The sequence below is a fragment of the Bradyrhizobium sp. Pha-3 genome, from assembly GCF_042258615.1.
Classification (GTDB): domain Bacteria; phylum Pseudomonadota; class Alphaproteobacteria; order Rhizobiales; family Xanthobacteraceae; genus Bradyrhizobium.
On the sequence record NZ_CP170152.1, the window covers coordinates 1,549,723 to 1,572,783 of the forward strand.

The window sequence follows — 23,061 nt, forward strand, 5'->3', positions numbered from 1 at the left end:
GATCTGAACCAGCGGCCGCCGAACCGCCGAGGCGGGCGTCAGGCGATGATGTCGGGCGTGATCTGATCTTCGATGAAGGCGATGCGGTCGCGCAATTGCAGCTTCCGCTTCTTCAAGCGTTGCAGCATCAAGAGATCCGGCGCCGGCGATTGATGCAGCGCGTCGATCGCGGCATCGAGGTCGCGGTGCTCTTGCTGCAGACGCGCAAGCTCGGCGAGGAGTTCGCGCTCATCCTGATCGTTCATGGTTGTGTATTGACTGGTAAGCACGACGAGGTTGTTGCGACCGAAGCAGCCGCTTGCCGGAATATCCTCCCTGAGCGCGCGCGGCGCAAGCCGAACCGGTTCCATAGTCACGATTAGTTACAGATAAACCGAAATGAGTGCGTGCGGCATTTCGCGTCCCCTATCGACAGCACGGCCCACTCGTGTAGACTTATTGGTCCGGATCGAACCTGAGGTTTAACGCACCGAGGAGTGTTCGCAATGGCGATACAGGCCCATCTCGTTGAGCTGGAGCGTAAGCACAAAATACTTGAGAACGAACTGCACGAAGCACTCGTTCACCCCTCTGTAGACGATCTCCACATTTGCGAGCTCAAGCGCCGCAAGTTGATGGTCAAGGATCAAATCGAGCGGTTGAGACTTTCCGCTGACGACACGGTCCACTAAGCCGGTTCCTCCGCAAATTTGCAAATAGTCTGGCCCGTTACCGAGGGATGAACGCCGCGGCGCGCATCCTTCGGTAGGCTATGCTGCATTTGCTCAGAGCTCCGCCAGCTCGCCGACGTGGTCGGCGACTGCGAGCGATGACGTCAGTCCGGGCGATTCAATCCCGAACAGGTTGATCAGGCCGGCGACGCCGTGATCGGCCGGTCCCTGGATCAGGAAATCCTGGGTCGCGACCGCCGGCGGCACGATCTTGGGCCGGATTCCGGAATAGCTCGGCATCAGCGCCCCGTCCGGCAGGGTCGGCCAGTATTTGCGGATCGCCGGATAGAACCGCTCGGCCCGATCAGGGTCGACGGCATAATCGATGTGATCGATCCATTCGACGTCGGGGCCGAACCTCGCCTGTCCGGCCATGTCGAGTGTCAGGTGCACGCCGAGCCCGCCGGGCTCCGGCACCGGATAGATCAGGTGCGAGAACGGCGCCCTGGCGCTGCAGCTGAAGTAATTGCCCTTGGCCAGATAGGCCGTTGGAATCAACTCGATCGGCATGCCCTCGACGTTGCGCGCGACCGCCGTTGCGCCGAGGCCGGCGGCATTGACCAGCAGATCGCAGGCGAGCGTCATGGGCGCCGCGCCGCCGGCCTCGATCTCGAACCCGTTGGCCGTGGCCCTGGCGTGGAGCAGCGGCGTATGGAAAGCGAATGCCGCCCCGGCCGCCTCGGCGTCGCCGCGCAGCGCCAGCATGTAGGCATGGCTGTCGATGATCCCGGTGGAGGGCGACAGCAGCGCCGCGTCGCAGTTCAGCGCCGGCTCCAGCGCGCGCGCCGCCTCGCCGGACAACAGTTGCATGTCGTCGACGCCGTTGGCCTCGGCATGGGCCCGGATCGACTGCAGTTTTTCGGTCTCTTTGGCCGTGGTGGCGACGATCAGCTTGCCGCAATTCCTGTGCGGGATGCCGTGCTCGGCGCAGTAGCGATAAAGTGCCCGCTTGCCGCTGACGCACATCCGCGCCATCAGGCTGCCGGCCCGGTAGTAGATGCCGGCGTGGATCACCTCGCTGTTTCGCGACGAGGTGACGGTGCCGATCGCCTCGGCCTCCTCGATCACGATTACTTCGCGGCCGGCCTGTGCCAGCCGGCGCGCCACCGCGAGGCCGATCACCCCCGCACCTACGATCACGCAATCAACCCTGTCCATCTCGTCCTTCACGTCCGAATTTTTCCGCACAGCCACGCCGCTGCCGCCAACATCGTTCAGCCGATCCCATCGTTTTGGGCAAGTGCTTATTAGGCAAGTGCTTGGGCCATCTCAAATAGTTGGGGAGCCATGCCCTGTTAGGGCAGCATTAATCATGTCAGGGCAATTGCCGTACATTAAGTGGCATTTTCCAGTTGCATCCCTAGGCGTTTACCCGATCCAAACCGCCGGAGCCGGACACTCGCCCCGGAAATCCGCGGGTGATTGATGGTTGGCAGGAAGTGGCAGGCGGGCGGGAAGAATTCGATTCCGGCAAGGGCCGTCCTTTGCCTGATCGCCGCCGTCGTGCCGGTCGGTGCAGCCCGGGCCGCCTCCGCCGCCTTCGCACCGTCGACCTATCTTGGTGACCTCGATCCCGGCGTGGTCTGGGAGCTCCTGATCGGCAGCGTGGCCGTTGCGTCCTTCCTCGGCGCGGTCGGGCTGTGGATCCTTTCGGCCCTGCGCAAGGCCAAGCGCGCGCAACTGCGGCGCAACGCCTTCGTGTCGTCCGCCCTCAACCATCTGAACCAGGGCGTGGTGATGACCGATGCGCAGGAGCGCATCGTGTTCTGCAACGACCGCTATCTCGACATCTACGGCCTGTCGCGTGCCGACATCAGGCGCAACATGACCGGCACCGAGCTATTGGAGCTGCGCCGCGACCGCGGCGTGCTCGACATCAGCGCCCAGGATTTCTTCGCCCGGGCAGCGACGCCCGAAGGGCTGGTCACCGAACTGCCCGGCGGCCGGTCGGTGCTGGTGAAATATTTTCCGCTGCCGAACGGCGGCTCGGTCGCGACCCATCTCGATTGTACCGACCAGCGCAAGCTGTCGCGCAAGCTCGCCTCGACCACGCAATTCCTCGAATCCGTGCTCGACAACGTCCCGGTCTGCGTCGCGGCCAAGAACATCGAGGACGGCCGCTACATCTTCGCCAACCGCGCGTTCGAGCGCTTCTCGCGCTTCTCGCGCGATCACATCGTGGGCAAGCGCGCCGACGAGATCTTCCGTCCCGAGACCGCCGTCAGCATCGACACCGCCGACCGCGCGGCGCTCGACGCGCCGGAAGGCTATCACCGCAGCGAATTCTTCGTCGAACGCGGTTCGGAGCGGCGCATCCTGGCGTCGAACCGCGTGATCGCCCGCAACGAGGCCGGCGATCCGGAATTCCTGATCGCGCTGTTCGAGGACGTCACCGACCGCCGTTCGCTGTCGCGCGAGCTCGAGAACAGCAAGAAATTCCTCGAGCTCGTGGTCGACAACATCCCGGTCTCGCTGATCGTCCAGCGCGTCAGCGACGGCCGCTATCTGCTGGCCAACCGCAGCGCCGAGACGATCCTCAACCGCCGCCGCGAGGACGCCGCCGGGCTGACGGCTTCCGACATCTTCAATGCGCGCGAAGCCAAGCTGATCGTCGCCCGCGACGAGGCTGCGATCAGGAAGCGCAGCATGATCGCCGAGGAGCACCCGATCTCGACCAAGGACGGCCTGCGGCTGTTCCTGACCCGCCGCATGACCGTGCTCGACGATCATGGCGAGCCGCAATATCTGATCAAGACCCATGAGGACGTCACCGACCGGCGCCAGACCGAGTCGCGCATGGCGCACATGGCCTATCACGACGGCCTGACCGACCTGCCGAACCGCGCCGCCTTCCTGCAGGCGCTGACCCAGATGATCGAGGCCTGCGACGGTACCGACGAGGAGTTCGCCGTGCTCTGCGTCGACCTCGACGGGCTGAAGGAGATCAACGACGTCTACGGCCATGCGATGGGCGACAAGGTGCTGATCGAAGTCGCGCAGCGTTTGCAGACGGTGGCGCGCGGCGGCGTGGTCGCGCGGCTGTCCGGCGACGAATTCGGCCTCATCATCGACGGCCGGCAGCCGGCCGCGGGCATAGCGCTGGCCGAGCAGGCCGCCGAGGCGTTGGGTGAGGATTTCGCGATCGACGGCAAGTCGGTGCGCACCGGGCTGACCGCGGGGGTCGCGGTGTTCCCGCATAACGGATCCGACGCGGCCTCGCTGCTGGCCAATTCGGGCGCGGCGCTGTTCCGCGCCAAGGCCAAGTCGCGCGGCACGATCTCGATCTTCGAGCCGGAGATGGACCAGCAGATCCGCGATCGCCGCGTGCTGCACCAGGAACTGTCAGTCGCCATCAAGAACGGCGAATTGTCGCTCTACTACCAGCCGCAGGCAGCCACCGGCGCGAGCGTTGCGAGCAGCCAGATCATCGGCTTCGAGGCGCTGGCGCGCTGGCACCATCCGCTGCGCGGCTTCGTGCCGCCCAGTGACTTCATTCCGCTCGCGGAAGAAAGCGGCCTGATCGTCGAGATGGGCGAATGGATTTTGCGCGAAGCCTGCCGTGAGGCCGCCTCCTGGGCGGTGCCGATGCAGGTCGCCGTGAACCTGTCGCCGGCGCAGTTCACCCATGGCGACCTCGTCGGCCTCGTGCATTCGATCCTGCTCGAGACCGGGCTGACGCCCGACCGGCTCGAGCTCGAAATCACCGAGGGCGTGCTGATCGAGGATTTCGACCGCGGCCTGTCGCTGCTGCGGCGGCTGAAGACGCTCGGCGTGCGCATCTCGATGGACGATTTCGGCAGCGGCTATTCCTCGCTGAGCTACCTGCAGGCGTTTCCGTTCGACAAGATCAAGATCGACCGCGCCTTCGTCATCAATCTCGGCCGCAATCCGCAATCGGCCGCGATCGTCCGTGCGGTCATCGATCTCGGCCACGGCCTTGAAATGTCGATCGTCGCCGAAGGCGTCGAGACCGAGGCGCAGCTCAGCTTCCTCTCCGAGGAGGGTTGCGACGCGGTGCAGGGCTATCTGATCGGCCGGCCGGCCCCGATCGGTCAATTTGCCGCGCTGGTCGGCGGCGACCACTTTGCCGAAACCGTGCGCAGGGCCGGGTAGATCGGCCTGAACCGTCGGACCGGCCCGGCCGGCTGCGCTTGCCATCCGTTGTGCGTCCGGTTAAATCTTGGCCCACCACAACATTCTTGCCGAGAAAGGAGGGCTGCGTCGTGGCGACATTCATCGATCACCACCTCAGGCGTGGCCCCGTCAACGCCCTGCAAATGCGTTTGCAGGGCTGACCGGAAACTCGGGTAAAATCTCTTCCTGGTCTGCCCTTCGTGGCCGTGCGGCGCCGAACGTTTGAACGTTCGTGGCTGCATTTGAATCCCTCGCCGCGCTTCGACACGCACATCCGCTGCTGGCTGGACGCCGCAGGATGCCGTGATCGCCGGCAAGACCAGAGAATTGATCGTGTCCCTCATCAATGTACGCAATCTCGGCGTGACGCTGAACGCGCCGCTGTTTTCCGAACTGAATTTCGTCGTCAACGCCGGCGATCGGATCGGCCTCGTCGCCGCCAACGGCCGCGGCAAGTCCACGCTGCTGCGCTGTATCGCAGGCAGCATGGAGCCCAATGAAGGCGACATCACCCGCGCGCGCGGCCTGACTGTCGGCCATGTCGAGCAGGACGCGCCGCCGAGGCTGCTGGATACGCCGTTCCATGCTGCCGTGCGCGAGGCGCTACCCGGCGAGCAGCGCGCCAGCGAGAGCTGGCGGGTCGACGTCGCCTTGCAATCGCTCGATGTGTCTGAGGAGCTGTGGGCGAGACCGCTGAAGCAATTGAGCGGCGGCTGGCTGCGGCTTGCAATGCTCGCCCGCGTGCTGGTGACCGAGCCCGATGTGCTGCTGCTCGACGAGCCGACCAACCATCTCGACCTCGCCAAGATCAGCCGGCTTGAAGCCTGGCTGAATGCGCTGCCGCGCGAGATGCCGGTGGTGATCGCAAGCCACGATCGCGCCTTCCTCGATGCGACCACCAACCGGACGCTGTTCCTGCGCCCGGAACGGTCGCAGCTGTTCTCGTTGCCCTACACCGCGGCGCGCGCGGCGCTCGACGAGTTCGATGCCTCGGACGAGCGGCGCTTTCAGCGCGACATCAAGGCCGTGCGGCAACTCCGGCAGCAGGCCGCCAAGCTCAATAACCTCGGCATCAACTCCGGCAGCGACCTTCTGCTGTCGAAGACCAAGCAGTTGAAACAGCGCGCCGAGAGACTGGAGGAGATGGCGAAGCCGGCCCACGTGGAACGCTCGGCGGGAACGATCCGGCTCACCAACCGCGACACCCATGCCAAGGTTCTGGTCAGGCTGAACAACGCCGCGATTGCCACGCCCGACGGCAGGCCGTTGTTCAGGACCGGCCAGCAGTTCATCTGCAAAGGCGACCGGATTGCGCTGCTCGGGCCGAACGGCGCCGGCAAGACCCGGTTCGTCGCGGCGCTGCGGCTCGCCATCGAGGACCCCGAGGCGGCAACCGCCGAGATCAGGGCCACCGAGTCGCTGGTGCTTGGCTATTGCGACCAGGCGCTGGCTGATCTCGCGGATAGCGACACGCCGATGCACATGCTGACGCGGCGCTTTGCGGTCGGCGATCAGCGGGCGCGCGGCCTGCTCGCCGGCGCCGGGCTCTCGATCGAGATGCAGGGCCGTCCGATCGGGCGGCTGTCGGGCGGGCAGAAGGCCCGTCTCGGCATGCTGGTGCTGCGGCTCACCCAGCCGAGCTTCTATCTGCTCGACGAGCCGACCAACCATCTCGACATCGAGGGCCAGGAGGCGCTGGAGGAGGAGCTGATGGAGCAGCAGGCCAGCTGCCTGTTGGTGTCGCACGACCGTCAGTTCGTGCGCACGGTGGCCAACCGGTTCTGGGTGATCGAAGGCAAGAAGCTGATCGAGGTTGATGGCCCCGAAGGCTTCTTCGCCTCGGTCGGCTCGGACTAGCGCGTGATGGCGCCAGATCGGATCGTCGTCGCGAGGACGGTGTGCCGCTTCCGCTTGCGAGCGTGTCGCAGGCGGAGCGCCGCCAAAATATCGAAAACAACCCCATGCAAAGTAGCCGGTGGCGGTCGGTGTTCGAGCAGGCGACTTGACACGTCGGGCAACTCAGGAGCATAATTCTAATATTCCGAAATCGTGCAAGCGTATGCTCGTCGCCGCAAGCGGGAGAGGTGGGGGATGCCGTGAGACCGCTTCACCCGGGCATCATGTCGTTAAGCGCCACGCCTTGACGCATTTTTCGCGCGAACACGTATTTCGTTCGCATTGAAATGCGATAGGCGTTGCGCATGGCGGACTGTGACGTCGCGATCATCGGCGGTGGCCTGAACGGCACGAGCGTGGCTCGCGACGCGGCCGGCCGCGGCCTGCGCGTGATCTTGCTGGAGCAGGGCGATCTCGGCTCCGGCGCGTCGCAGGCCTCGCCGCGGCTGGTCCACGGCGATCTCGCGGGGCTGGAACGGCGCGAGTTCTTCCGCGTCCGCCGGGCGCTGAGGGAACGCGATGTATTGCTGCACATCGCGCCGCATCTGGTGCGGCCGATGCGCTTTGCGATCCCGGCGCATGCCGAGGAACGACCGCCGTGGCAATTGCGGTCGTTGCTGCTGCTCTACGAACGTTTGGCCTCGCGCAGCGGCCTGCCGCGCTCGACGACGCTGGATGTCACCCACCATCCGGTTGGCAATGCGCTGAAGCGGCCGTTTGGAACCGCGTTCGAATATTCCGACTGCGTGGTCGACGATTCCCGGCTCGTCGTGCTCAACGCCGTCGATGCCGCGGCGCGCGGCGCCGATATCCGCACCGGCGCGCGCGTGACCCGGGCCGAGCGCGGCGAGACCTGGCGGCTGGTCACGATCGACCGCGGCTATCGCCGGGTGATCACGGCGCGGTCGCTGGTCAACGCGACCGGCGCGTGGGCCGCCTCCGTCGCCGACACCGTGTTGCGTGTGCCGGCGCCACAACTCGCGACCGTACAGATCAGCCAGATCGTGGTGCGCCGTCTGTTCGACTGCGACACCGTCTACGTGTTCCAGAATCCCGACGGGCAATTGATCTTCGCCAGTCCCTACGAGCGCGACTTCACCCTGATCGGTAGCGTCAGCCATCCCTTCAAGGGCGATCCGGCCATTGTCGCGATGGGTGTGCGTGAGGTGGCTTATCTCTGCGGCGCAGCCAATCGCTATTTTCGCGAGCAGATCACCCCGGCCGACGTGCTGCGAACGATATCCGGCGCCAATTCCGTCATCGCTCCCGCGCGCCGGCGCAGCAGCGATGGCGCTGCGTCGCTCGATTTCAGGCGCGGCAAGGCCCCGCTGCTCACCATCTTCGGTGGCGATGTCACCACCTCGCGGCGCCGCGCCGAGCGGGCGGTGTCGGAGTTCACGCGGTTCTATCCGATGACGCCGCGCTGGACCGCAACAGTGCCGCTGCCGGGCGGCGAGTTCGCCTGGCAGCGTTTCGAGACCGAGGTCGACATCGCGCGCGACCGCTGGCGCTTCCTCGGCGAGGCGCAGGCGCGGCGGCTGGTGGCCGCCTACGGGCTGAACGTCAAGGATATCCTGGGCGATGCAAAGGAGATGGCTGATCTCGGTCCGGCCTTCGGCCCGGAGCTGACTGGAGCTGAGGTACGCTACCTCATGCGCCGAGAATGGGCTCGCTTTCCCGACGATATCCTGTGGCGCCGCTCCAAGCTCGGCCTGACCATATCGCAAGCGGATCGCGATGCGCTCGCGGCGTTCATGGCGAAGGTGGATTGAGGTTCGGCTATTGCCGCGCCGCCTCCTGCGACCAGGCGAGGTCACGCTTGGATGGACGGCGATGCAGCCGCTCCGCGATCAGGTTCGTCGCTTGCCGGCCCTGGCCGGCACGCAGGCATGCGACGATGAAGGTATCCTCCCACAATTCGCGCTGGGCATGGCTGCCGCCGATCCGTACCAGCTCGGGCATCAGCGGCGCCAGGATACGCACGGCGCCGTCATGATCGCCGGCGGCGAAGGCGGCAACGCCCCGGCCGAGCCCGATCGCGGCAGGGCCGGGCGCCAGCTTGCCGTCGGCGTCGCGCGCCGCCATCTCGGCCAATCGCGTCTCCAGCGCATCGTTGTCCGTCGTGGCTGCGACCAGCGCGTGGTGCACGTCGGCGAAATGCGCGCCGGCTTTCGGGAAATAGCCCTCGCCATAGGCGGCGACATCCTTCCAGTGCGGCTCGAGACCCGTCTTGCCGGCGACCGAAAGCCGCCACAGCAGCGAGGCCGTGTCGGTGTAGATATTGAGCGGCGGATAGGGCCGGCCGGCCGGCTTGATGTGCTGCTCGTAAATGCTGAGCGCGCCGTCGGCGTCACCTTCCTCGATCGCGATCAAGGCAAGGTGCCAGGCGAGATGGCCCTGCAGGAAGCTGGTGCGATCATTCGCCGGCAGCCACGCGGAGAGGACGCTGCGGCCTTCCGCCGCGTCGCCCTGTTCGAAGAGCGCATGCGCTACCGCGTGTGCGGCGCCGGCGTTCTCCGGCTTCAGCGCATAGCCGCGCTCGGTGACGGCGCGGCCCGAGACGACATCACCGGCCTCGGTCTTCGACCAGCCGAGATAGGTGAGGAACCACCAGTCGTCGCCATAGTCGCTCGCGTAACGTTCGGAGATTGCGAGCCGCGCGGCGTCATGGTCGGACCGGCCGGAGAAGGCATAGAGGCCGAAGGCGCCGAGCAACAGCGAGAGGATCTGCGCATCGCGCGGATATTCGCTGAGATGCTGTTCGGCCGCTGTCATCGCGTTCTTGCCCTGGCCCTCGATCACGGACGCGATGATCTCGATGTGCTGGCGCTCGCGCGGGGTCGCGGCCGCCGCGAGCTGCCGCGCATCGGCCGCCTTGGCGCGGGCCGCGGCGCCCTCCATGTTGAGCTGGTGGACGCGGGCGCGGCCGAGATGGGCCAACGCGAAATCGGGGTCCTCGGCGATCGCCGCCTCGAACGCTGAGTCAGCGCCGTGCAGCGCCGCCAGCATGCGATCGACGCCGTCGACATAATAGGCGGCGGCGCGGTCCGAGGTGGTGGTCAGCGGCAGGCCGTAGCGGTCGTGGATCATCGGTTGTCCTCCCGAGTTTGGCTGCGAAGTCTAGGGCATTTTCGGTTCTGATTGAATCAGAACCGAAGCTCTAGCTTTTTGTTTTGACGCGTTTTCTTCACGCGAACCGGTTTCCACTTCGCTTGAAAACGCTCTAGCAGAGGCGCGGAAGCCGACAATATTGCGGGAGATGTCCGCGAGGCGGTTGAGCCGATGGCGATCCGCCGCTAGCTTGCCGCCAGGATTGGACCTTGCGGGGAATCGGGGCTTGCGGACGTGACATCGGGCGAAGCGAGTGCGGAGGCGGCAAAGCCGTTGCCTGAACCGGCCGTCCCGGACATGCCGCTGCTGCGGATCGAGGGCGTCGCCAAGTCGTTCGGCAATTTCCGCGCGGTCGACCAGCTCTCGCTCGACATCCGCGCCGGCGAGTTCTTCGCGCTGCTCGGCCCGAGCGGCTGCGGCAAGACCACGCTGCTGCGCATGCTGGCCGGCTTCGAGACGCCGGACGAGGGCCGCATCCTGCTTGGTGGCAGCGACATCGCGCAAGTGCTGCCGCATGAGCGGCCCGTCAACATGATGTTCCAGAACTACGCGCTGTTCCCGCATCTGTCGGTGCGCGACAACATCGCCTTCGGCCTCAGGCGCGCCGGCATGGCGCGTCGCGATATTGCGATGCGCGTTGCCGAGATGGTGGCCCTCGTCAAGCTCGACGGGCTCGAGAAGCGCAAGCCCGACCAGCTCTCCGGCGGACAGCGACAGCGCGTCGCACTGGCACGCTCGCTGGCGCGCCGCCCGCAGGTCCTGCTGCTCGACGAGCCGCTCGCCGCGCTCGACAAGAAGCTGCGCGAGAGCACGCAAGGAGAGCTGATGGAGCTGCAACGCCGGCTCGGCATGACCTTCATCATCGTCACCCACGATCAGGAGGAGGCGATGACGATGGCCGGCCGGATCGGGGTGATGGACGCCGGCCGCCTGGTCCAGGTCGCCACCCCGCGCAACCTCTACGAGGCGCCGGCCTCGCGCTGGATCGCCGAGTTCGTCGGCGACATCAATCTGTTCAACGGCCAGGTCGCCGCCCGTGAGCGCAGCCGCCTGACGGTCTCGACCGCGGAAGCAGGCACGCTCGTGGTCAGCGAGCTGTGGCCGCCGGTGACCAAGGAGGTTGTCAGCGTCGCGGTTCGTCCCGAGAAGGTGAAGCTGTCGCGCCGCGCGCCGGCCTCGGACGCGGGCGGATCGCAGGCGATCAACCGGCTGGAGGGCGTCGTCACCGACGTCAACTATCTCGGCGGTGTCACCAGCTACCGGGTGAAGCTGGAGACAGGTGCGGTGGTGCGCTCGTCGGTGGCGAATACCGCGCGGCTCGACGTCGACGCCTATCTCGCCGGCCAGCGGGTGGTGGCGTGGTTCACCGCCGACGACTGCCTGGTGCTCGAGCAATGAGCGCGCGCCGCATCTTCGCCCGGCCGGCGCGGCTCGCCGCGATCGCGCCCTATCTCTGGATGGTGCTGTTCTTCCTGGTGCCGTTCGGCTTCGTGCTGAAGATCAGCCTGTCGCAGACCGCGATCGCGCAGCCGCCCTACACGCCGGTGTTCGATTTCACCGAGGGGCGCGCGGCGCTGGCGGCCGCGTTTGCGCAACTGTCGTTCGACAATTTCCGCCTGCTGCTGCAGGACAATCTGTACATCCTGTCCTATCTGCGCAGCCTCGTCGTCGCGGTGACCTCGACCTTGATCCTGCTCCTGATCGGCTACCCGATTGCGTACGGCATGGCGCGGCTGCCGCAGCGCTGGCAGGCCGTGGCGATGATGCTGGTGATCGTGCCGTTCTGGACCTCGTTCCTGATCCGGATCTATGCCTGGATCAACATCCTGCAGCATGACGGCCTGCTCAACCAAATGCTGCTGGCGCTGCACATTGTCTCGACGCCGGTGGTCTGGCTGTCGACCGACAGCGCGATGTATCTCGGCATCGTCTATTCCTATCTGCCGTTCATGATCCTGCCGCTCTATGCGACGCTCTCGAAGATGGATGCCTCGCTGCTCGAGGCCGCGGGCGATCTCGGCGCCTCGCCGCTGCAGGCGTTCTGGCTGGTGACATTCCCGCTGTCGCTGCCGGGCGTCGGTGCCGGTGCGCTGCTCTGCTTCATTCCTGTTGTCGGCGAGTTCGTGATCCCCGATCTGCTCGCCGGCTCCAATTCGTTGATGATTGGGCAGACGCTGTGGCTCGAGTTCTTCACCAACAAGGACTGGCCGGTGGCGTCAGCTGCGGCGGTCGCATTGTTGCTGCTGCTGGTGCCGCCGCTCGTGCTCTACGACCGCCTGCAGCGCCGCCAACTCGAGGCCAATCGCTGATGGCGCGCACCGCGACCCGCCTCACGCGCTTCAACATGACGTCGTTGGCGCTTGGGCTGGCGTTCCTCTATCTGCCGATCGTCATCCTCGTGATCTATTCGTTCAACGCCTCGCGGCTGGTGACGGTGTGGGGCGGCTGGTCGCTGCGCTGGTACCACGAGTTCTTCAACGACCGCGCCATGCTGGAGGCGGCGTGGATGAGCCTGTCGGTCGCGGCGGTGTCGGCGACGCTGGCGACCCTGCTGGGCACGCTGGCGGCGGTCGGGCTGGCGCGGGGTGAGCAGTTCCGGGGGCGGGCGCTGTTCTCCGGCATGCTGTATTCGCCGCTGGTCATGCCGGAAGTGATCTCGGGCCTGTCGCTGCTGCTGCTGTTCGTGGCGCTGAACGCCGAGCGCGGCTTCTGGACCGTGACGATCGCCCACACCACGCTGACGATGTGCTTCGTCACGGTCGTGGTGCAGTCGCGTCTGGCCACGCTCGACCGCAGCCTGGAGGAAGCCGCGATGGACCTCGGCTGCGATCCGGTGCGCGCGTTCCTCCTGGTGACGCTGCCGCTGATCGTGCCGGCAATCGTCGCCGGCTGGATGCTGGCCTTCACATTGTCGCTCGACGACGTCGTGATCGCGAGCTTCACCACCGGCCCCGGTTCGGCGACGCTGCCGATCCGGATCTATTCCGAGGTCCGGCTCGGCGTGAAGCCCGAGATCAACGCGATCTGCACGCTGGTGATCGCGCTGATCGCCGTGATCATCGTGATCGCCTCGTTCGCCTCGAAACTGTCAAGCGCGCGCGGCGAAAGCGCCGCGCCGCTGTAGATTCTTGTTTTGACGCTTTTTCCTCGCGCGAAACATCTCCGCGCAAGGGAGCCACCGGCGGAAGGGCTCCCTCCCCCCTTGCGGGGGAGGGTTGGGGAGAGGGGTGCTACACGGCACACTCTCTCCGTTCAGCGCTTCAACAAAGCGCGATCGAGATTGCGAGACCGAGGCTCGCGTCAATCATCTCAGCCGGGGTCACCCCTCTCCCCACCCTCCCCCGCAAGGGGGGAGGGAGCCTGGGCAGCGTGCTCACCTAACGTCAGTTTCTAGCGCAGTGAGGAGAGAGAACTTGCGCGCGCCGCCCGGACGTCCACTTCGCTCGAAAACGCTCTGGCCTCACGACTTGACGGCGCCCGCGGTCAGCCCGCCGACCATGTAGCGCTTGAAGGCGTAATACACCGCAGCGGGCGGCAGCGCGTAGATGAAGCCGGTGGTCATCAACAGCTCCCACGGCGAATCGTCGGCGGCGAGGAAGTTGCCGAGCGCGACCGGCAGCGTGATGTCGGTGTCCTTCGACAGCAAGAGGAACGCGTAGAGATATTCGTTCCAGGCGAGCAGGATCGCATAGGTGCCGACCGCGACCAGCGAGGGCATCATCAGCGGCACATAGACCAGGCGGAACAGCTGCAGCGTGGTGGCGCCGTCCATCGTCGCGGCCTCGTCGAGCTCGACCGGCAGCTTGTCGGAGGCCTGTTTCAGCACCCAGATCGCGTAGGGCGCGGCGATCGTGACCATCGCGAGGATCAGCGACCAGTGATTGTTGAGCAGGCCGTAGGTGCCCATGGTGCGGTACATCGGCACGGCGAGGAATGCCGCCGGGATGAAATAGGTGAACAGCGCCATGTTCATCACCACGCGGCCGCCCGGTACGCGCAGCCGCGAGATCGAGAACGCGGCCGCGGTGGCGACGAACAGCGTCAGCGCGCCAACGGCGAGCGCGATCACGGCCGAATTCCAGAACTGGATCCAGAAGTCGCGCAGGAAGTAATGCTGCTGGTGGAATACGATCGAGAAATTATGCAGCGTCGGATGCGTCGGCCACAGCTTGCCGGTGAACGCGTCCTCCTTCGGCGAGATAGCGAACACGAACATGTGGTAGATCGGGATCATGGTCCAGATGAAGACCGGGATGCCGATCAGCAGCAGCTTGGCTTCGGTGCCGACTTCGCGGAGGGTGGGCAGCTTCATCGCGACAACCGTTTCATCATGTAATAGACCAGCGGCAGCACGAACGGCATCGCGCAGACGATCGAGGCCATCGCCAGCGACAGCTGGTCGAGCCTGAGATAGCGGATGCCCAGCGTCGACAGCACGTGGGTGAGGTCGGCGGGCCCGCCGCCGGTGAGCAGATAGACGCTGTTGAAGTCGCCGAGCGTCCAGATCATCGAGAGCAGCGTGCAGGTGATGTAGAGTGTCTGCATCGACGGCCAGGTGATGTAGCGGAATTTCTGCCACCAATTGGCGCCGTCGACGTCGGATGCCTCGTACAGATCGTGCGGGATGGCGAGCCGCCCGGTCAGCAGGATCAGCGTCCAGAACGGCAGCGACTTCCAGATGTGCACGCCAATCGCCATCGCGAGCGCGACCGCCGGATCGTTCAGCCAGTTCGGGCCGTCGTCGCCGGTGAACTTGAAGATCAGCTGGTTGACCACGCCCCATTCCGGATTGAGCATGAAGCGCACCGACAGAATGGTCGGGATCGACGGCACCGCCCAGGGCAGGATGAAGATGACAGACAGCCACCTGATCCAGGGCCGCTGCTGCGCGAAGAAGCCGGACAGGAACAGCGCGATCAGCATCTTGATGTTGATGCCGATGACCAGGAAGATCAGGGTGTTGACGGCCGCGCGCGCGAAGATCGGGTCGTTGTAGAGCGCGACATAGCTCGACGGATGACGCGCCAGCCACAGGCCGTAGCCGACCGGATAGACCACGAAGGCGAGAAAGACGAGCAGATACGGCGCGAGCAGCGCGATGCCCCAGATCTGCGGCGGCGACAGCCGCGCCGACAGTGGCGGCGAGGGGACATCGGATGCGGAGAGCGTGATCGCCATATACGTTACCCTACACCCCGCTGTCGTCCCTGCGAAAGCAGGGACCCATAACCACCGGCTTCCGTCGTTGTGCGAAAGCCGTCGACCAGTATTCTCGAAAACGACCGCCGCGGCGTATGGGTCCCTGCTTTCGCAGGGACGACAGATACATGTGCCCGCGGCGGTCGTCGTCGCTTACGTTACCCCGCGACCTGCTTGATGCGGGCGATCAGTTCGTCGACGGCCTTGTCCACCGGCACCTTCTCGCTGACGACGCGGTTCATGGCCTTGGCCCAGACGTTCTCGTTGTTCAGGATGGTGAACTTCCAGTTCTTGGTAAAGTCGAACGGCGCGGTGCCGCCGGTGAACTGGTTCCAGACCGCCTTGCGATGCCGGTCGGCCTGCCAGAACGGGCTCGCCTGGCTCGCCTTGGTCACCGGGAACCAGCGGCCGAGCGCACCTTCGATATAGGGCCGGACGTTGTCTTCCTGCATCAGGAAGCTGATGAACTGCTTGCCTTCCGCCTTGTTCTTGGCGTTGGCGAAGATCAGTCCGGTCTTGACGTCGGAGCGGTAGCGGATCGTCGAGCCGTCCGGGGCCTTCGGGAACGACGCCGTGATGATGTCGTGCTCATAGGCCTGCTTGCCGGCGGCGCGCTGTGCGTCGGTGAGCGCCGGGTTGGTCGAATCCTCGAACCACTTCGCCGCAATCGAGATCGTGAAATTGTGGGTCATCACGATCGTCTTGTTGTGGAAGGCGACGTTGTTGTCCGGGTCCTTCCAGGTCGTCGAGGAGGGCGGGGTGCAGCCCTTGATGTAGGTGTCGGTGTAATCCTTCAGCGCGTGGATCAGACCGTCGCGCACCTTGGGATCGTCGACCAGCAGCTTGCCGTCGTCGTCGACCAGCTTGACGTGGTAGGCGTCCATGAAGGTGTAGAACGACTGGAACGAGTCGGTGGATTCCACGCCCATCGGCTGGCCGACGCCGTAGATGCGCTGGCCGGTCGCCTTGCGGATCCCCGGCTGCACCTTGTCGCACCAGAACGTCCAGTAATCCTCCCACTTGGTCGGGATGTCGGCGGCCTTGAAGCCGGCCTTCTCCAGCATGTCGCCCCAGATCTGGACGTGCATGCTCTGCTGCTTCAGCGGGAAGCCGTAATAGGACTTCTTCTTGGTGACGTCATTGTAGAGCAGGGCGGCTTCCAGCGTGTTCGGCGCGAAGGCATCCTTCATCGGCAGCATGATGTCGGAAAGGTCTTCGAGCTTGCCCTCGAAGGCCCACTTGCCCTGGGCCTGCACATCGTAGGTGTCGGAATAGGCGACGTCGGGCACGGTGCCGGAATCGAGCGCGGCGACCGTCTTCGGAATCATGTCCTGGATCGCGTATTGCGACAGTTCGACCTTGATGCCGGTCTTGGCTTCGAATTTCTTGATCGTATCGAGCAGCGCGTCGTCTTCGGACTTGTAAAATCCCTTGCCCCACCAGACGGTGATCGTCTTGCCCTGGGCCAGAGCGGGTGCAGTTGCGGCGAACAGGCCGACCGCAGCGACCGCAATTGATAGCGCACCGATAACCTTGGATCTCACGTTCTTCTCCCCTCATGAGGCCGGTTTTTTTAACCGGTTAGGGAAAACACTAGCGCATGCCCGTGACCCGATAAAGATGCCGCGTCGACGACTTCTGTAGGGGGCTCGCGGAAGAGCGTGGATCAGTCCCGCTGCATTGATGCGGAAAGTGAATGGATCGATCAGTTCGACCTTGGTCAGCTCGAATCCGGTCAGTTCGAATCCGGTCAGTTCGACTTGGCATTCTCGGCCGATGTCGCCGGCGTGTTGCCGGGCGCGCCGGCCGCGGCATCGGGCGCGACCGCAGGCCGTGCAGCGCCGCCGGTGAAGCGCTCGATCACCGAACGCACCGCGTCGCGGGTCTTGCGATCCTTCACGGCGTCGAGCAGCGGGGCGGATGCGGGCGAGCGGCGGATCAGGCTTTCCGGATCGGGGAAGATCAGCGGATCGTCCCACGGGCCCTGGATCACGAAGGGCAGATCGAACGCGGTGCCGCCGGCCGCCGCCGAGGTCAGGCTGGCGACGCCCTTGAGATCATACTCGCGCGACGGCACCGAGGCGGTGCCGGTCAGCGTGATCTTCGCCGCCGGGCTCTCGACATGGATGTCGTCAGCGGTCGCGACGCCGTCGGCGAATTTCACCGAAATGCTGAGATTGTCATAGGGCGTCGAGCCGGAGCGGAAATTGCCACCGCCCGACAGCGGCCGCTTCTCCAGCCGCCGCAGCAATTGCTCGACATTGAAGCCGGCGATCGCGCCGTCATGCCCGTTCAGCGTCGCGGTGCCGTCCAGCGACGACGCGAGGCCGAACGGGCTCGAGCCGGAGGCCGTCAGCGAGACGTTGAGGTTGCCGCGGCCGGACAATTTGTTGATGCCGAACAATTCGCTGGCACAGGCCTGCAGATCGACATCGGCGAACTGGAACTGGGCCCTGACGTCGGCGACCGCATCCGAGCGCGCGATCGCGAACGAGCCCTTGGCGATGCCGCCATACATCTGCGCCTCGCCGACGCTGAGCGCGAGCGCGCCGCCGCGCAGATTGGCGCCGAACGCGGTGCGGCCGAGCTTGGACGGGCCGACCGTCACCTTGGCGGCCGACAGGCGCATGTCGAGGTCGGTCGACGACAGCGAGGAGAGGTCGAACAGCTGCCTGTTCCAGTCGCGCTGGCCGCTGGCCAGCAGGCGGAACGTCGAGATGTAGGGCGTGAAATCGAGATTGCCGGCGGCAAGCGTCGCCTGCAGCGTTTGCCGGCCGTTATTGGCGTAGGTCATCACGCCCTCGGCGACGTTGCCGTCGAGCTCGACATTGACATTGGTGAGCGCGACCGAGCCGCCGACCACATTGGCACGAGCCTTCAGTGCGAAGCGGCCGAAGCCGCCACCGCCGCCGGGCGGCGCCTGTCCCATCCAGCGCAGCGCGTTGCGCAGCGACGGTGAGTCCATGGTGGCGGTGCCTTCCATCATCAGGCTGGTGCGGTTGGCGACGGTTCCGTCGAACGCAACCTTCAGTGGCGCGCTGGCAAGCCGCGCCTTGAGGCCGGAGCGGTCGCCCGACAGCAGCGCGACGAAATCGCTGGCGCTGATCGAGCCGTCGACGCGCTCGCCCCGCCAGTCGAACTGGCCGGTCGCGGCAAAGGAGCGCGAGATGGAGGGCCAGGCCAGCGACAGGTCGATGTCGCCGAGCTGTTCGGAGATGTGGTTGGTGCCGTCCTCGTAATTCAGCCCGCCGTCCTGGATCCGGATTTCGGAGAATGACACCTGGTTCTCGGCGCCGGGCGTCATCGTCTTGGCGATGGTCTCGACGAACGGGGTCCAGTTGCTCTCGCCGGCGCTGTCGCGAACCACGTGGATATGCGGGCGGAGCATCATGACGTCGGCAATCTCGAACCGCCGCAGCAACAGCGGCAGCAGGCGCAGGTTCGCGGTCAGCACGTCGACCTGCAGGGCCGGATCGGTGGTGTCGGCGCCCTTCAGCCCCACATCATGAAAGGAGACATAGCTGCCCGGAAACACCGAAACGTCGATCGGGCCGTTGACGACGAGCTCGAGCCCGGTCACGGCGCGAATCTGCGCTTCCACCGCGCTCCGCAGCGCGTCCCGGTTGAGGAACCACGACGTTCCGACCAGCCCGACGAGCGCCAGGCCGAGAAGCGCCGCGATCGGCATCCCCAGGCGCTTAATTCCTTGGGCCATCGTCAATGACATATCCGGGTCGGGTTGAGTTTTGTCGGGTCGTCGTCGAACACAGCGGGCTCGCTCCGGAGGCCCCTGCCAACCCACGCAACTTGAAGGGTTTTCTTGACGCTTTCAAGGCCATGTTGATATCGGAGGCCGCCGCCCGTCGCCGCACGGGGCCGTGATTGACGCATTGCGAAGATTTCGCCTAATAATCCGCTGGACAGAGCCGTTCCGCGCCCTCCATCAGGTATTCATTGCATGAACAAGGTTTATCCCGACGCCAAATCGGCACTCGATGGTCTCCTCAAGGACGGCATGATGATCATGTCGGGCGGCTTCGGCCTCTGCGGCATCGCCGAGACCCTGTCGGACGCGATCCGTGATTCCGGCGTCAAGGGCCTCACGGTCGTCTCCAACAATGCCGGCGTCGACGGCATCGGCCTCAGCCGGCTCTTGGAGACACGCCAGATCAAGAAGATGATCTCGTCCTATGTCGGCGAGAACAAGCTGTTCGCCCAGCAATATCTCGCCGGCGAGCTCGAACTCGAGTTCAACCCGCAGGGCACGCTGGCCGAGCGCATCCGCGCCGGCGGCGCCGGAATCCCGGCCTTCTACACCAAGACCGGCGTCGGCACGCTGATCGCTGAAGGCAAGGAAGTGAAGGAGTTCGACGGCGAGAAGTACATCATGGAGCGCGGCCTGTTCGCCGACGTCGCCATCGTGCATGCCTGGAAGGGCGACACCGCCGGCAATTTGGTCTACCGCAAGACCGCGCGCAACTTTAACCCGATGATGGCGACCGCCGCGAAGGTCACCGTCGCCGAGGTCGAGCATCTGGTGCCGGCCGGCGAGATCGACCCGGACCACATCCACACCCCCGGCATCTTCGTCAAACGCATCATCGAGGTCGGGACCGGCAAGAAGCGGATCGAATTCCGCAACACCCGCCCGCGGCCCGCCGCTTAACGCATGATCCGGAAAGCCGGGCACCGGTTTTCCGGCAAGATCATGCGCAACTAAGACATAACTCTTCAGGAGAGCCTCATGGCCTGGACCCGTGAACAGATGGCCGCCCGCGCCGCCAAGGAGTTGCGCGACGGCTATTACGTCAATCTCGGCATCGGCATCCCGACGCTGGTCTCGAACTACATCCCCGACGGCGTCGACGTGAACCTGCAGAGCGAGAACGGCATGCTCGGCATGGGCCCGTTCCCCTATGAGGACGAGGTCGATGCCGACCTCATCAATGCCGGCAAGCAGACCGTGAGCGAATTGCCCTCGACCAGCTACTTCTCCTCGGCCGATTCCTTCGGCATGGTGCGCGGCGGCCATATCGACCTGTCGATCCTCGGCGCCATGCAGGTGGCGCAGAACGGCGACCTCGCCAACTGGATGATCCCCGGCAAGATGGTGAAGGGCATGGGCGGCGCCATGGACCTCGTCGCCGGCGTCAAGCGCGTCGTGGTCGTGATGGAGCATTCCGCCAAGGACGGCCCGAAGCTGCTCAAGCAGTGCAACCTGCCGCTGACCGGCGAGCGCGTGGTCGACATGGTGGTCACCGACCTTGCGGTGTTCACCATCGACAAGCACGGCAAGGACGGCATGGCGCTGATCGAGCTCGCCGACGGCGTCACGCTCGACGAGGTCAAGGCCAAGACCGAGGCGGAATTCCGCGTCGCGCTGACGAACACCTGAGATGCTTGGTGCGGGACGATCCACGATCCGTCCCGCACGATCCGACGACGCCGGCTTCATCGCCCGCATCGTGCTGGCCGCGCAGCGCGGCCCCTTGCCGCGCGGCTGGTTCGATATCGCGCTCGACCGGCCGGAGGCGGAGTGTCTCGCGTTCATGGCGCGGCTCGCCGTGGCGCGGGTGCGGTCATGGTACCATGTCGCCCATTTCCTGATCGCTGAGGTCGACGGCGTGCCGGCTGCCGCGCTGTGCGCCATGCCCGCATCCGGAACGGTCGTCGCCGCACGCGCGGCGATCGAGGAGGTCGCGGCCGAGACCGGCTCCGATGCCGACGGTATCGTCGCGCGCGGCGGCTATGCCCGCAATTGCTGGGTCCAGGGCGGCGAGGGCGACTGGCTGATCGAGCACGTCGCAGCCGAAGCGTCGCATCGCGGCGGCGGCCTGGTGCAGGGCCTGATCGCCCGCGCGCTCGCCGACGGCAAGGCTGCCGGCTATTCGCGGGCATCGATCTCGTTCGTGATCGGCAACGACGCGGCCGAGCGCTGCTACACCATGGCCGGTTTTGCCTTCGCCGAGGAGAAGCGCGACACGGCATTCGAAGCCCTGACCGGCGCGCCGGGCTTTCGCCGATTTGCGCGGGGGATGTGAGGGAGTGGCGAGGCCACATACACCACTGTCGTCCCTGCGAAAGCAGGGACCCATACTCCGCGGCTTGTGTAGTGGAAGCGACTCGTCGTCCCAGCATCGCCTAACAATCAGCATTGGTGGTTATGGCCCCTGCTTTCGCAGGGACGACACTGAAGATGGTCCTCGCGCGATGCGACGCATCGTCATTGCGTACCTCATCTCGGTGTCATCGCCCGGCTCGACCAATGGCCAAACTGTCAGTGATGTGTCGGAACAGGTGTAAGCTAGGTCTCCGGTCTAAACATCGAGCCGGGCGATGACAGTGTGAGTGGGGACGCAGCTTCGCATTCTCGCGACATGATTTGTCCGAGCTTTGCCGGCATGATTGCCGACAATTTGGGCAAACCGCCCGGCTAATCCCGTTCACCTCGGCCGCATCTCCGCCTAGTGTCCCGAATCCGAAGTTCGTATCACTCGCCGCACCTTCGGAGCGAACTTCGGATTCGATAAGGACACTAGCAAACTTATGATTCTAGTGGGCTTTATGAATGCGAAGTTCGTGAAAGCGGCTGCCGCGAAATCGCACGAACTTCGCATTCAGCACACTAGTCTGACTGCAGACGGAGATGAAGCAGCATGCGAGCGATCCTTGATCACTGCACCGGCGGCAGCAGGCGCAGCCTGCCGGCCGGCACGGATTTCATCGACGAGGGCGGCCAGACAGGTCATCTGTTCGTGCTGCTCGAGGGCAAGGTCGAAGTCGTGAAGGGCGACAGTCTGGTCGCCGTGATCGACGAGCCCGGCGCGGTGTTCGGCGAGATGAGCGTTCTGCTCGACCGGCCGCACAGCGCAAAGGTGCGTGCGGCGTCCGACTGCGTCCTCTACGAGTTCGACGATGCGGCGTCGTTCCTTCGGGAGCAGCCTGCGGTGGCGCTGCTGATCGCGCAGCTGCTGGCGCAACGGCTGCATGTTGCCACGACCTATCTTGCCGATCTGATGCACCAATATGCCGATCACGGCACGCATCTGGCGATGGTCGGCGAAGTGCTGCAGAGCATGATCAACCTGCCACCGATGCAGGTCGCGCCAGGCTCGGATCGGCAATCCGATCCAAGGATGTGAGCCAGTCCGGCGCCTCGCTGAGCGGCGTTGCCGGCCGCTGCAGGGGAGCGTTGAGATCGACGATCTGCGCGTCGCCGGCGGCGAGCCAGAAGGCCGTCTCCTGGGTGAGATCGAGCACGATGTAGACCGGCGGCCGGCCGGGCTGCAGGCCGGTATTGAACACCCAGGTCGTCCCGATCCGGTCGAACCACGAGCCGTCCGGGATGAATGGCGATTGATGCACATGGCCCGAGATCACCATCGCCGGATGGTGGCGCTCGATCCAGCGTAGCAGCTCGACGTCGCCGAAGAAGCGCTTGCCGCCCCAGCTGATCGGGGAATCCGCCGGCGGGGCGTGATGCACCCAAACCCAGCGGCGGTGCGGGATGGCGGCTGCCTCGCGCAGCTGGGCGTCGATCCGCGCCTTGACCTTCGGGCCGTCCCACCACGGGCAAACCGTGAACAGCGTGTCGCCGATGATCAGATTGTCGCCGTCGCAGACCACGCCGAATTCCCTGACGGTGGCGACCCATCGCGCGACCTTCTCGCCCTCCGCGTTGCGCTCGTCGAGGTCATGATTGCCCGAGCAGAAGATCACGCGTGTGAGATTGGCGAGCCGCGCGAGGTATTTGGTGACGACGACGATCTGGGCGCGGAAATCGACCGCCGAGCCGAGGTTGAGCGCATCGCCGGCGAAGATCACGACATCAAATTGCGGCGCGGCTGCCAGCAGCCAGTCGAACTGCGGCAATGAATAATGCAGGTCGGCGACGACGAGGCAGCGCATCCGCCAGATCCAGATGCCCGGAAAGCGGGCTGGGTTCGCAAGACAATGAATTTCAAACAATCCGAGTTGCAGCAAGATCCATGCCGTGCTGCGCCGATGAAGC

At 65.2% G+C, this 23,061-nt stretch carries 19 protein-coding genes; 11 read left to right on the forward strand and 8 right to left on the reverse strand.

Going from position 1 to position 23,061, the window contains the following annotated elements:
- Positions 1 to 38 precede the first annotated feature (38 nt).
- Positions 39 to 245 (reverse strand): YdcH family protein, encoded by a 207-nt coding sequence (locus tag ACE10Z_RS07185; protein WP_024583705.1) that lies wholly within the window; start codon positions 243 to 245, stop codon positions 39 to 41.
- Positions 246 to 485: 240 nt separating this feature from the next.
- Here ACE10Z_RS07185 and ACE10Z_RS07190 point away from each other — a divergent pair, with 240 nt between their 5' ends.
- Positions 486 to 671, forward strand: coding sequence for a YdcH family protein (locus ACE10Z_RS07190; protein WP_050422666.1), 186 nt, complete (start codon positions 486 to 488; stop codon positions 669 to 671).
- A gap of 93 nt (positions 672 to 764) precedes the next feature.
- On the opposite strand, the gene ACE10Z_RS07195 is transcribed toward ACE10Z_RS07190, so the two are convergent.
- Complete coding sequence (locus ACE10Z_RS07195) at positions 765 to 1,868, reverse strand: NAD(P)/FAD-dependent oxidoreductase (RefSeq protein WP_375787313.1); 1,104 nt, start codon at positions 1,866 to 1,868, stop codon at positions 765 to 767.
- Between the two features lie 267 nt (positions 1,869 to 2,135).
- Between ACE10Z_RS07195 and ACE10Z_RS07200 the strand changes: the two genes are divergently transcribed.
- From ACE10Z_RS07200 to ACE10Z_RS07210, 3 genes are all read left to right on the forward strand, one after another.
- Complete coding sequence (locus ACE10Z_RS07200) at positions 2,136 to 4,823, forward strand: EAL domain-containing protein (RefSeq protein ID WP_375787314.1); 2,688 nt, start codon at positions 2,136 to 2,138, stop codon at positions 4,821 to 4,823.
- A gap of 354 nt (positions 4,824 to 5,177) precedes the next feature.
- Positions 5,178 to 6,701, forward strand: coding sequence for an ABC-F family ATP-binding cassette domain-containing protein (locus tag ACE10Z_RS07205; RefSeq protein ID WP_375787315.1), 1,524 nt, complete (start codon positions 5,178 to 5,180; stop codon positions 6,699 to 6,701).
- Between the two features lie 344 nt (positions 6,702 to 7,045).
- Positions 7,046 to 8,512: a glycerol-3-phosphate dehydrogenase gene (locus ACE10Z_RS07210; protein ID WP_375787316.1), complete on the forward strand. Its 1,467-nt coding sequence runs from the start codon at positions 7,046 to 7,048 to the stop codon at positions 8,510 to 8,512.
- A 7-nt stretch (positions 8,513 to 8,519) separates the two neighbouring features.
- On the opposite strand, the gene ACE10Z_RS07215 is transcribed toward ACE10Z_RS07210, so the two are convergent.
- Entirely contained in the window at positions 8,520 to 9,749 is a 1,230-nt protein-coding gene (locus ACE10Z_RS07215) for a tetratricopeptide repeat protein (RefSeq protein ID WP_375789766.1), read from the reverse strand.
- Positions 9,750 to 10,148: 399 nt separating this feature from the next.
- Here ACE10Z_RS07215 and ACE10Z_RS07220 point away from each other — a divergent pair, with 399 nt between their 5' ends.
- Genes ACE10Z_RS07220 through ACE10Z_RS07230 form a run of 3 tightly spaced genes read left to right on the forward strand, consistent with a single transcriptional unit; the run spans position 10,149 to position 12,975 of the window.
- Positions 10,149 to 11,249 carry an ABC transporter ATP-binding protein gene (locus tag ACE10Z_RS07220; RefSeq protein ID WP_375789767.1) on the forward strand — a complete coding sequence of 367 codons (1,101 nt, stop codon included), beginning with the start codon at positions 10,149 to 10,151 and terminating at the stop codon, positions 11,247 to 11,249.
- Entirely contained in the window at positions 11,246 to 12,160 is a 915-nt protein-coding gene (locus ACE10Z_RS07225; RefSeq protein ID WP_375787317.1) for an ABC transporter permease, read from the forward strand. Before ACE10Z_RS07220 ends, ACE10Z_RS07225 begins: the two co-directional genes overlap by 4 nt.
- The gene (locus ACE10Z_RS07230) at positions 12,160 to 12,975 is read left to right on the forward strand and encodes an ABC transporter permease (RefSeq protein WP_375787318.1); all 816 of its coding nucleotides are present in this window, start codon (positions 12,160 to 12,162) and stop codon (positions 12,973 to 12,975) included. Before ACE10Z_RS07225 ends, ACE10Z_RS07230 begins: the two co-directional genes overlap by 1 nt.
- Positions 12,976 to 13,311: 336 nt before the next feature.
- Here ACE10Z_RS07230 and ACE10Z_RS07235 read toward each other — a convergent pair whose 3' ends face one another.
- From ACE10Z_RS07235 to ACE10Z_RS07250, 4 genes are all read right to left on the reverse strand, one after another.
- Positions 13,312 to 14,163, reverse strand: a complete 852-nt coding sequence (locus ACE10Z_RS07235; RefSeq protein ID WP_097677078.1) for a carbohydrate ABC transporter permease — start codon at positions 14,161 to 14,163, stop codon at positions 13,312 to 13,314.
- On the reverse strand, positions 14,160 to 15,029 hold the full coding sequence (locus ACE10Z_RS07240) for a carbohydrate ABC transporter permease (protein ID WP_097677079.1): 870 nt from the start codon (positions 15,027 to 15,029) through the stop codon (positions 14,160 to 14,162). The genes ACE10Z_RS07235 and ACE10Z_RS07240 overlap by 4 nt, the downstream gene beginning before the upstream one ends.
- Positions 15,030 to 15,208: 179 nt before the next feature.
- Complete coding sequence (locus ACE10Z_RS07245; protein ID WP_298380049.1) at positions 15,209 to 16,594, reverse strand: ABC transporter substrate-binding protein; 1,386 nt, start codon at positions 16,592 to 16,594, stop codon at positions 15,209 to 15,211.
- Positions 16,595 to 16,800: 206 nt separating this feature from the next.
- Entirely contained in the window at positions 16,801 to 18,765 is a 1,965-nt protein-coding gene (locus ACE10Z_RS07250) for an AsmA family protein (protein WP_375787319.1), read from the reverse strand.
- A gap of 243 nt (positions 18,766 to 19,008) precedes the next feature.
- On the opposite strand from ACE10Z_RS07250, the gene ACE10Z_RS07255 reads away from it, so the two are divergent.
- From ACE10Z_RS07255 to ACE10Z_RS07270, 4 genes are all read left to right on the forward strand, one after another.
- Complete coding sequence (locus tag ACE10Z_RS07255) at positions 19,009 to 19,716, forward strand: CoA transferase subunit A (protein ID WP_092123538.1); 708 nt, start codon at positions 19,009 to 19,011, stop codon at positions 19,714 to 19,716.
- A gap of 78 nt (positions 19,717 to 19,794) precedes the next feature.
- Positions 19,795 to 20,445 (forward strand): 3-oxoacid CoA-transferase subunit B, encoded by a 651-nt coding sequence (locus tag ACE10Z_RS07260; protein WP_163151796.1) that lies wholly within the window; start codon positions 19,795 to 19,797, stop codon positions 20,443 to 20,445.
- Between the two features lies 1 nt (position 20,446).
- Positions 20,447 to 21,091, forward strand: a complete 645-nt coding sequence (locus ACE10Z_RS07265) for a GNAT family N-acetyltransferase (RefSeq protein WP_375787320.1) — start codon at positions 20,447 to 20,449, stop codon at positions 21,089 to 21,091.
- 615 nt (positions 21,092 to 21,706) lie between these two features.
- A complete protein-coding gene (locus ACE10Z_RS07270) occupies positions 21,707 to 22,192 on the forward strand; it encodes a Crp/Fnr family transcriptional regulator (protein ID WP_375787321.1) in 486 nt (161 codons plus the stop codon).
- Here the strand turns inward: ACE10Z_RS07270 and ACE10Z_RS07275 are convergent.
- A complete protein-coding gene (locus ACE10Z_RS07275) occupies positions 22,131 to 22,958 on the reverse strand; it encodes a metallophosphoesterase (RefSeq protein WP_375787322.1) in 828 nt (275 codons plus the stop codon). The genes ACE10Z_RS07270 and ACE10Z_RS07275 overlap by 62 nt on opposite strands.
- Positions 22,959 to 23,061: the final 103 nt, after the last annotated feature.

Coding starts and splice junctions, on each gene's coding strand:
- ACE10Z_RS07210 (WP_375787316.1), top strand. CDS start 7,046: ATGGCGGACTGTGACGTCGCGATCATCGGCGGTGGCCTGAACGGCACG.
- ACE10Z_RS07250 (WP_375787319.1), bottom strand. CDS start 18,765: ATGGCCCAAGGAATTAAGCGCCTGGGGATGCCGATCGCGGCGCTTCTC.
- ACE10Z_RS07230 (WP_375787318.1), top strand. CDS start 12,160: ATGGCGCGCACCGCGACCCGCCTCACGCGCTTCAACATGACGTCGTTG.
- ACE10Z_RS07240 (WP_097677079.1), bottom strand. CDS start 15,029: ATGGCGATCACGCTCTCCGCATCCGATGTCCCCTCGCCGCCACTGTCG.
- ACE10Z_RS07260 (WP_163151796.1), top strand. CDS start 19,795: ATGGCCTGGACCCGTGAACAGATGGCCGCCCGCGCCGCCAAGGAGTTG.
- ACE10Z_RS07215 (WP_375789766.1), bottom strand. CDS start 9,749: ATGCTGGCGGCGCTGCACGGCGCTGACTCAGCGTTCGAGGCGGCGATC.
- ACE10Z_RS07185 (WP_024583705.1), bottom strand. CDS start 245: ATGAACGATCAGGATGAGCGCGAACTCCTCGCCGAGCTTGCGCGTCTG.
- ACE10Z_RS07195 (WP_375787313.1), bottom strand. CDS start 1,868: ATGGACAGGGTTGATTGCGTGATCGTAGGTGCGGGGGTGATCGGCCTC.
- ACE10Z_RS07235 (WP_097677078.1), bottom strand. CDS start 14,163: ATGAAGCTGCCCACCCTCCGCGAAGTCGGCACCGAAGCCAAGCTGCTG.
- ACE10Z_RS07220 (WP_375789767.1), top strand. CDS start 10,149: ATGCCGCTGCTGCGGATCGAGGGCGTCGCCAAGTCGTTCGGCAATTTC.
- ACE10Z_RS07190 (WP_050422666.1), top strand. CDS start 486: ATGGCGATACAGGCCCATCTCGTTGAGCTGGAGCGTAAGCACAAAATA.
- ACE10Z_RS07265 (WP_375787320.1), top strand. CDS start 20,447: ATGCTTGGTGCGGGACGATCCACGATCCGTCCCGCACGATCCGACGAC.
- ACE10Z_RS07255 (WP_092123538.1), top strand. CDS start 19,009: ATGAACAAGGTTTATCCCGACGCCAAATCGGCACTCGATGGTCTCCTC.
- ACE10Z_RS07200 (WP_375787314.1), top strand. CDS start 2,136: ATGGTTGGCAGGAAGTGGCAGGCGGGCGGGAAGAATTCGATTCCGGCA.
- ACE10Z_RS07225 (WP_375787317.1), top strand. CDS start 11,246: ATGAGCGCGCGCCGCATCTTCGCCCGGCCGGCGCGGCTCGCCGCGATC.
- ACE10Z_RS07270 (WP_375787321.1), top strand. CDS start 21,707: ATGCGAGCGATCCTTGATCACTGCACCGGCGGCAGCAGGCGCAGCCTG.
- ACE10Z_RS07275 (WP_375787322.1), bottom strand. CDS start 22,958: ATGCGCTGCCTCGTCGTCGCCGACCTGCATTATTCATTGCCGCAGTTC.